This window comes from Syntrophorhabdales bacterium, assembly GCA_035541455.1.
Classification (GTDB): domain Bacteria; phylum Desulfobacterota; class Syntrophorhabdia; order Syntrophorhabdales; family WCHB1-27; genus JADGQN01.
The window spans coordinates 1-7,933 of sequence record DATKNH010000125.1 but is presented as its reverse complement, the minus strand read 5'-3'; the positions used below and the strand labels follow the sequence as shown (position 1 = coordinate 7,933).

7 protein-coding genes are annotated in these 7,933 nt (G+C 52.8%); all 7 read left to right on the top strand.

Going from position 1 to position 7,933, the window contains the following annotated elements; genetic code table 11:
* Positions 1-411: 411 nt before the first annotated feature.
* Positions 412-3,546 carry a PAS domain S-box protein gene (locus VMT71_13730; GenBank protein HVN25028.1) on the top strand — a complete coding sequence of 1,045 codons (3,135 nt, stop codon included), beginning with the start codon at positions 412-414 and terminating at the stop codon, positions 3,544-3,546.
* 120 nt (positions 3,547-3,666) lie between these two features.
* Positions 3,667-4,314: a response regulator transcription factor gene (locus VMT71_13725; protein ID HVN25027.1), complete on the top strand. Its 648-nt coding sequence runs from the start codon at positions 3,667-3,669 to the stop codon at positions 4,312-4,314.
* 187 nt (positions 4,315-4,501) lie between these two features.
* Positions 4,502-4,876 (top strand): response regulator, encoded by a 375-nt coding sequence (locus VMT71_13720; GenBank protein ID HVN25026.1) that lies wholly within the window; start codon positions 4,502-4,504, stop codon positions 4,874-4,876.
* Positions 4,877-5,180: 304 nt separating this feature from the next.
* Complete coding sequence (locus VMT71_13715; protein ID HVN25025.1) at positions 5,181-5,882, top strand: hypothetical protein; 702 nt, start codon at positions 5,181-5,183, stop codon at positions 5,880-5,882.
* Between the two features lie 319 nt (positions 5,883-6,201).
* Positions 6,202-6,498, top strand: coding sequence for a hypothetical protein (locus VMT71_13710; protein ID HVN25024.1), 297 nt, complete (start codon positions 6,202-6,204; stop codon positions 6,496-6,498).
* Positions 6,495-7,439 carry a DUF2092 domain-containing protein gene (locus tag VMT71_13705; GenBank protein HVN25023.1) on the top strand — a complete coding sequence of 315 codons (945 nt, stop codon included), beginning with the start codon at positions 6,495-6,497 and terminating at the stop codon, positions 7,437-7,439. Before VMT71_13710 ends, VMT71_13705 begins: the two co-directional genes overlap by 4 nt.
* A gap of 15 nt (positions 7,440-7,454) precedes the next feature.
* On the top strand, positions 7,455-7,933 hold a 479-nt coding region (locus tag VMT71_13700), incomplete at its 3' end, for a hypothetical protein (protein ID HVN25022.1).

The window sequence follows — 7,933 nt, the reverse complement described above, 5'->3', positions numbered from 1 at the left end:
GCGAGTTACAGGGCATGAAAAACGGGAGAGTGTTGCAGTTGCAGTCTGCTTAACACGGAACTCGTGACGCTCCGCGCTTAACATGTAAAAACTGCAATTCGACCTATCGGACCCGTAAGGTTGTCTGAAAACTTCCTTCCTGAAGTGTTGATTTTGAGATTTCTCACGCTGATATCGCGTTACTGACGGCAATGGCGCAGCCTCAGAAAAGAAACGTCAGGCCCACCAAGAATGAGTTCCTTTAGCTTCCCTCTCTCAATGTAATTGCCCACCATGAAGACGGTAGGAAATCTCATACCATAAGGCCCATCTGTCGGCTTCAGCATTTTGATTTTTTCACCATTCCATGTAAAATGAGCTACGTGAGAGTTGAAACGTTCAGGTACAAGGCAATCTTGAGAAGGTGGCACAATGCACGAGGGCAGCGAAACAAAGCGGCAGCTTCCTTCAGAAATAGAAGAGCTTAGAAAGAGGCTTGAAGAGCGGCTCAAGTTCGAGACGCTGCTGGCCGATCTTTCAGCGCGCTTCATCAACGTGTCTGCCGACCTGTTGGACGCCGAGATCAAGGATGTGCAACGTCGAATCTGCGAATGGCTGGATCTGGATGTCTCCACGCTCTGGCAACTGTCCGCGGATCATTCCGGCCCGCTGTTGCTGACCCATTTGTATGCGCCGAAGGATTTTCCTCCGGTCCCGGAGCTCATGGACGGAAAAGAGGTTTTTCCGTGGTGCGTGGAAAAACTGTTCCAACGCGAGAATGTTATTCTATCCCGGGTGACGGATGCTCCTGCCGCGGCTGCGCGCGACCTGGACGGCTGGCGGCACTATGGCATTAAGTCGGTCCTTACACTGCCGCTCTCTGCAGGAGGGGGGCCGGTGTACGGGGCATTAAGCTTCTCTAGCATTCGGAAGAAACGGGACTGGCCGATCGAGTTCGTCAGCAGGTTGCAGCTGGTTGCGGAGATATTTGCCAACGCGCTTGCCCGCAGGCGCGCGCAAGAGACGATCAGAAAATCAGAAGCGAAGTACCGAAGGTTGTATGAAAGCATGATGGACGGCTTTGTATTGGTCAGCATGGAAGGGATGATCACGGACTATAACGAATCCTATCGGCAGATGACAGGGTATGCGTCGGAGGAATTACTCAGCCTGACCTACCAGGACCTCACACCTGAGAAATGGCATGATTTCGAGCAGAAAATTATCGAGCAGCAAGTTCTCATACAGCAGTACTCCGAGGTTTATGAGAAAGAATATCGCAAAAAAGATGGAACAATATTCCCCGTAGAACTGAGAACATTTCTGCTTAAGGACGAAACGGGCAGCAACACCGGAATGTGGGCTATAGTACGCGATGTCAGTGAGCGCAAACTTGCGGAAGAGGTTCTGGATGAGCGCCTGCGGTTTGAGCGTTTGTTGTCAGACCTCTCGGCCAGGTTCACGAACGTATCTCCCGATCAGGTAAATGCTCAAATTGAGTGTGGCCTTAGGCAGATTCTCGAATTTTTCAAGGTCGAGCGCTGTGCGCTGCTACAGGTATGGCCGGGGAAGGACTTATGGCACGCAACCCACGCTGCCGTCACAAAGGCCGGCCGGCCGGTTCCGGCGATGGTGGAGCTTCCCGTATCACTCTTGCCGTATGCGTATGACAAGCTGGTCCATAAGCGACAGGTGCATTTGTTTTCCAGGCTTGACGATCTCCCCGTCGAGGCGAACGTGGACAGACAGACGAACATCGAAATGGGCATTCGATCCTGCCTATACATACCGATAATGATTGGGGAGCCTGTTGTTCACGTAATCGCGTTGGATTCCGTCGTTAGCGAACACACTTGGCCGGAAGAATTCATCCCGCGGCTGCGGCTCATTGGAGAGATCTTCCTCAATGCGCTGGAGCGCGCGCGGATAAGGCTTCAACTTGAGGAACGTCTCCGATTCGAACGCTTGGTCTCCGATCTTTCGGCCCAATTTGTGAACCTGCCGTCCGACGACGTGGACGCCGAAATCAACAAGGGACTCCGTTGTATCACAGAATTCTTCGATGTGGACCGATGCACCATAGCAGTATTTTCCGAGGACAGGACCAGGCTCGTGCGCGTATTTGAATATCATTCAGCAGAGGCCGAACCGGGCCCTGAATCTTTTTCCAAGGAACAAATGCCCTGGTATTTGCAACAATTACTGATGGGAAATACGGTGATAGTGACTAGGGTAGATGATTTGCCGGACGAAGCGGAAAAGGAGCGCCGGGTTTGCCTTGCGAGAGGCATAAAATCTGTTCTTTCCGTCCCGCTTAAGAGCGGCGGGATACCGTTGGCAGCCTGCGCGCTTGTGTCGACACAAGCGGAGCGTCTTTGGCCAGAAGAACTGGTGCAGCGGTTTCAGTTCGTCAGCGAGGTGTTCGCTAATGCCTTGCAACACAGACGGGCAGAAACCATGTTGCGCGCCTCAGAGGAGAAATTCAGGCAATTCTTTTCCCACACCCCAGAGTATTGCTATATCATTTCCCCTGGCGGAACGATCCTTGATGTGAATGATTATGCCTTGAAAGCACTGGGCTACGAAAAAGAAGATCTCGTTGGCAAACCCGTGGAAACGATCTATACTCCCGAGTCCCTGCCAAGGATGAGGGAACTTTCTAAACGGTGGAGAGAATATGGCGAAATCGCCAACGAGGAAATGACTGTTATCACGAGGGATGGAGAGAGACGCACCGTGCTAATCAACATGGGCGCAGTGAGAGATAATGACGGCGCGATTATTCAGACCGCCTCTGTGCAGACTGATATCACAGAGCGAAAACGGGCTGAAGATGAAGCACAAGAAGCCCGCCGGGAACTGTCTCAGTTGGAACGGGTGACGCGGATGGGGGAATTGACGGCGTCTCTGGCTCATGAACTTAACCAGCCCCTGGCCGCCATCCTGACCAGCGCGCAGGCAGCAGTTCGCTTCCTGCAGTCAGACACACCCGACCTCAATAGGTTCCGGACGATACTGCAGAATATCATACAGGATGATAAGCGAGCTGCAGATGTGATCACAAGCCTCCGGTCCATGATGAAGAGGGAACAGAGGGCAAAAGAACCGCTCAACATGAATACGGTTTTGGATGATGTGTTAAACCTATTTAACAGTGAAGCGATTATCCGAAATGTGACGATCGAAAGAGACTTTGATCTCTCGCTACCCCCCATCCTCGGTGACAAGAATCAATTGCAGCAGGTCGTGCTCAACCTGATCATGAACGCTGCGGAAGCTATGTCAGAGCGTCCCCGCGAACACGATAAGAGAAAAATTGTCTTGCGAACAGGGGCAACCCATCGCGGTATTCAGGTAGCTGTGCGGGACTTCGGCCCAGGTGTCGATCCTGCAAAACTGGCTGATATCTGGCAACCATTTTTCACAACAAAGCACACGGGAATGGGGATGGGTCTGAGTGTCAGTCGATCTATCATTCAAGCACACGGAGGACACATCTCGGCTGAAAATCTTCCGGACGGGGGGGCGATGTTTTCATTTGAACTACCAGTTATCAGTAAACAGTGATCAGCGGCCAGTTATCAGTTATCAGTACCCAGTTGAAGACGGGGAAAGACACAGCAATGAGCGAACAGCAAAGGAAGACAGGGTTAAGGTACACAAAATGAATGGCACTATACCTCACTGATGACTGATAACCGTCTACCGATTACTGAGCTCAAGCCCACCATTTTTATTGTCGATGACGATGCGTCCATGCGCACGGCCCTCTCCTATCTCTTGCAGTCGGCAGGCTATGAGGTGGAGGCCTTTGCGTCGGCAGAGGAGTTTCTGGGGCGGGAGCACTACGATGGTGTCGGGTGCATCATTCTCGATGTGCGGATGCCCGGCCTGAGTGGCATGGAATTGCAGGAGAAGCTTACGGGATCTGACTACAGGATGCCCATTATCTTCCTCACCGGCCACGGTGAGCTTCCCATGGGCGTCCAGGCCATGAAAAGGGGAGCTACTGATTTCCTCACCAAGCCATGTGATGACGAGCAACTCCTGGGAGCTGTGCACCGTGCCATTGAAAAAGACAAGCAGGCGAGAGGGAGCTATCAGGAGAAACAGGAAATCCGCAGCCGGATGGAACGGCTCACTCCGCGCGAGAAGGAGATTCTTCGTTATGTCATCGCCGGTATGTTGAACAAACAGATTGCCGCACAGCTTGGCATCGCCGAACCCACTGTCAAAATACATCGCGGCCGCATCATGGAGAAGCTTTGTGCTGAATCGGTCGCCGATCTCGTGCGCCTGGCCGAGAAGGCAGGCATAGCGTCTCCTGAGCAATAAACTCAAAATACCAAATTCCTCCCTGAAGAGCAGGTATCCGCGCTGACCGATGCGCTTTTCGCCGCACTTCATATAATACTAAGGTGTTATAGACACGGTTCCAAGTAAGCCTTACTCTTTCTTGAAGAGGTCGGAGTGGCCCGCGATCAATCACCCAAACTTCGAACTCAGGCGGAAAGAGGTTCCCGTGATCAAAAAGAAGAGCTTGGTCTATGTGGTCGACGACGACGACTCAGTGCGAAGAGCATTTCAGTTCCTGTTTCAGTCAGTTGATTTCGATGTTCAGACCTTTTGCTCAGCCGAGGAATTTCTTAAGAGTCCACGTCTCCGTGATGGTAGCTGCATCATTCTGGATATGCGGATGCCAGGCATGACAGGACTGGACCTTCAACGTGAACTGGTAGCTCGAAAAGTAGGCACACCGGTGATTGTTGTTTCCGCCTATGACGATGCGTCGACCCGACAACTCTCGCGGGAATTGGGAGCCGTAGCATTCTTCCGAAAACCGGTGGATGACCAGGCCCTTTTGGATGCCATCTGGTTTGCAATACAGGGGCGTTGACCTGAGGAATGAATGATTATATTAGTGAGCTAGACAGACACGACCTTTCAAGCGGGTGGAGGAGATGACATCCGAAGCCACGAGTAAGCGGTTAACGACCATAGTCATCAGTAAGTTGTGAAGTAAAGAAAGGCCGGGAAATAACCCCAACATTGGATACATCAACGAATATGAAATCATCATCATCCGACGGCGGTAGCCTGTCGAAAGAACGGTAATCGAACGTCGAGAGCCAGTGATCAGCGACGCACCGATGACCGATTAATGATTACCGGTCGCAGGTCACTGAAAAAAGGAGGGATATATGAAAACAGGAATGGTTACAATCGTGATGGTGGCATTGATCGTTGGGGCGTTGTTGCCGGCCGCGTGGGCTCAAGCGCAGACACAGTCTACACAGAACCTTGCGACACTGGCCATGGTCGGTGCGCACATGGCGGAGAATATGAGGGCTCTCACCGGGTATACCTTTCAACAACGTACAGCAGTGCAGATCAACGGGGACCTCAAGAACGTAACACTGACCCAGGTTGCCTTTGGGCCTGACCGCCAGCCGTTGATTACGACCCTCAGCTCAGAACCACCGGAGCAACCGCACGGTGGTCCGTTGATGCGCCATATCGAGGAAGATAAGATCAAAGAGATGAAAGGCGAAATCGAGCAGGTTGTGCAGCTATCCAATAGTTACCTGATGCTGAATCAGCAGAGCCTGCAGCAGCTCGGGCGGGTAGCCCAGACCTGGATGAGCCCGGACGGGAGTAGCATTCGGGTGACGGCATCGAGTTTCCAGCAGCCCGGTGACCAGGTTATCATCACCTGCGACGGGATGACGAAGCGCCAGATGCACACCCAGGTCACAACCACTGTGTTCAATGGCCCGATGACGATTTCCGCGCAGTACCAGCTATGGCCCACCGGTCTGAACTACAACTCGCAGACCATGATCAATGTCCCGGGTAAAAATATGCAGATCACCATTAATACCTTTAATTACATGAAGCAGTAGAGGGTGATCAATGGCGATAAAGGTTATCAATGATCGGTTATCAGTAAAATCATTTAACTGATTACCAACAAGTTGTTGCAGTTTGACAAATAAAAAGGAGGAAAGAAGAGTGAAGGGAACAACAAACCAGACAGTGATGATAATGGCAATGGTGGTAGGGCCGATCTCGGCCGTAACGAAAGGAGGCTCCGCAGGTAGATACCTTTGTGCTTCAGAAGTTGATTGACCAGCAGATACAGCAGTTGCCGATTGACTACGACCAAAACTAAGGACCGTTGACGCAACAACTCAACTAATAACAATCAAAGGAGAAGAAGAGATGAAGAGAAGTTCGTGTGCAGTAATTATCGTAGTGATGTTGTTCGGTGTGGTGTTCGCAGGCGTCGCCGCTGCGCAGCAATACCCGATGGTGGATATGATCGCCAATAACGTCATCGAGAAATACCAAATGACGAACTGCGAGCAACTGTGGGAGCAGAAGGGTAAGCCCAAGACAGCGCAGGAGCAAGAAGCTATAACGATGCTGCGCAACGATCCCACGGTACGCCAGTACTTTATAAATAAGGTAGCGGGTCCCATCATGAACAAGATGTTCGAATGCGGCATGATTCCATGACAACAGAAGCCAGAACAGATACTGATCCTCGTCAGGCGGATGGCCGTGTGAGGAGAGACGGATTCCCCAAGAGGCTGGCCCTGGTCTGTCTCTCATGTGTGCTCACGCTCATCCTCACCGTGAGCAGCTATGCCCAGCAGCCAAAGAAAACAACCAAGACGTCAAAGCCTCCCAAGAAAACGCAGGCGAGACAGCAGACTGCCCCTATGGTGCTTGAGCCCAAGGCCATGGAGATCATCAAGGCTGCGTGCGACCGTCTTGCAGCTGCGAAGAGCATGCGCTTCACCGCAGTGGTTGCCTACGAGCATCCGAGCCGCCTCGGCCCGCCGCTGGTTTACACGACCAAGTCTGAAGTGACAATGCAGCGGCCGGATAAACTGCGGGTGATCACGCCGGGTGACGGCCCGGCATCAGAGTTCTACTATGATGGCAGGCAAATGGTGGCTTATGCGCCCGTCGAGAAACTCGTCGCTGTCATTGATGCTCCACCCACAATCGACGCTGCGCTGAAAAAAGCTTTCGAGGTCGCCGCCATCTATTATCCATTTGCGGATGTGGTTGTCGCCGATCCTTACAAGGATATCACCGAAGGGCTGAAGCTTGCTTTCTACATCGGTCAATCAAATGTCGTGGGCGGGGTCACCACGGACATGATCGCCTACGTCAATGATGATGTCTTCGTACAGGCGTGGGTCGGCACCGAAGATAAGCTTCCCCGTAGGCTGCGCGCCATGTACCGGTATGATCTGTCGAGGTTGCGCCACCAGCTTGACCTCTCCGACTGGCAACTCGATGTCCCGGTCTCTGCCGAGGATTTCTCCCTGGGGGCTATGGGAAGCGTGATGCAAATCCCTTTTGCGCGACCGGATACGCCACCTCAAGGATTACAGCCTCAGACCAAACCAAAAGCTAAGCCAAAGGCCAAGCCACAGGGGAAGTAAGGAGGTACAGTCGTCATGAAAAAGATTATCGCTCTCCTGGCCAGCGTTCTGGTTCTTGCGTTCTCATCCGGTCAAGTTTCGGCCTGGTCGCATGCGAACGCCTTCGGTGGCAGTTCTGCGCGTGAGAAAGGGGAAGGCTTTGAGCATCAGAGTGCCTTCGGTACGAGCACCGCGCATAAGTACGGTGGTGGCGGGACCGAGCACACCAACGTCTACGGTGGCAGCACTGAGCACAAGTACGGATATGGCACTGAGCATACCAATATGTATGGCCACTCCACGGCGACGGCCCATTACGGCGCGGCGTACGGTGCTTACCACCCGCCCCCACCTCCTGCATATGTCCCCGCCTACCATCCTCCTGTTGTGGTAGCCAGCTACGGATCATGCTACAACTGCTCGTCATCATCAGGCTGGTCCACGGCAGGCGCTGCAGTTGCCGGTGCAGCAGTGGGCATGGCCGCGGGAGTAGCCATAGGCTCAGCCAACACGGC

Coding starts and splice junctions, on each gene's coding strand:
- VMT71_13730 (HVN25028.1), top strand. CDS start 412: ATGCACGAGGGCAGCGAAACAAAGCGGCAGCTTCCTTCAGAAATAGAA.
- VMT71_13725 (HVN25027.1), top strand. CDS start 3,667: ATGACTGATAACCGTCTACCGATTACTGAGCTCAAGCCCACCATTTTT.
- VMT71_13710 (HVN25024.1), top strand. CDS start 6,202: ATGAAGAGAAGTTCGTGTGCAGTAATTATCGTAGTGATGTTGTTCGGT.
- VMT71_13715 (HVN25025.1), top strand. CDS start 5,181: ATGAAAACAGGAATGGTTACAATCGTGATGGTGGCATTGATCGTTGGG.
- VMT71_13705 (HVN25023.1), top strand. CDS start 6,495: ATGACAACAGAAGCCAGAACAGATACTGATCCTCGTCAGGCGGATGGC.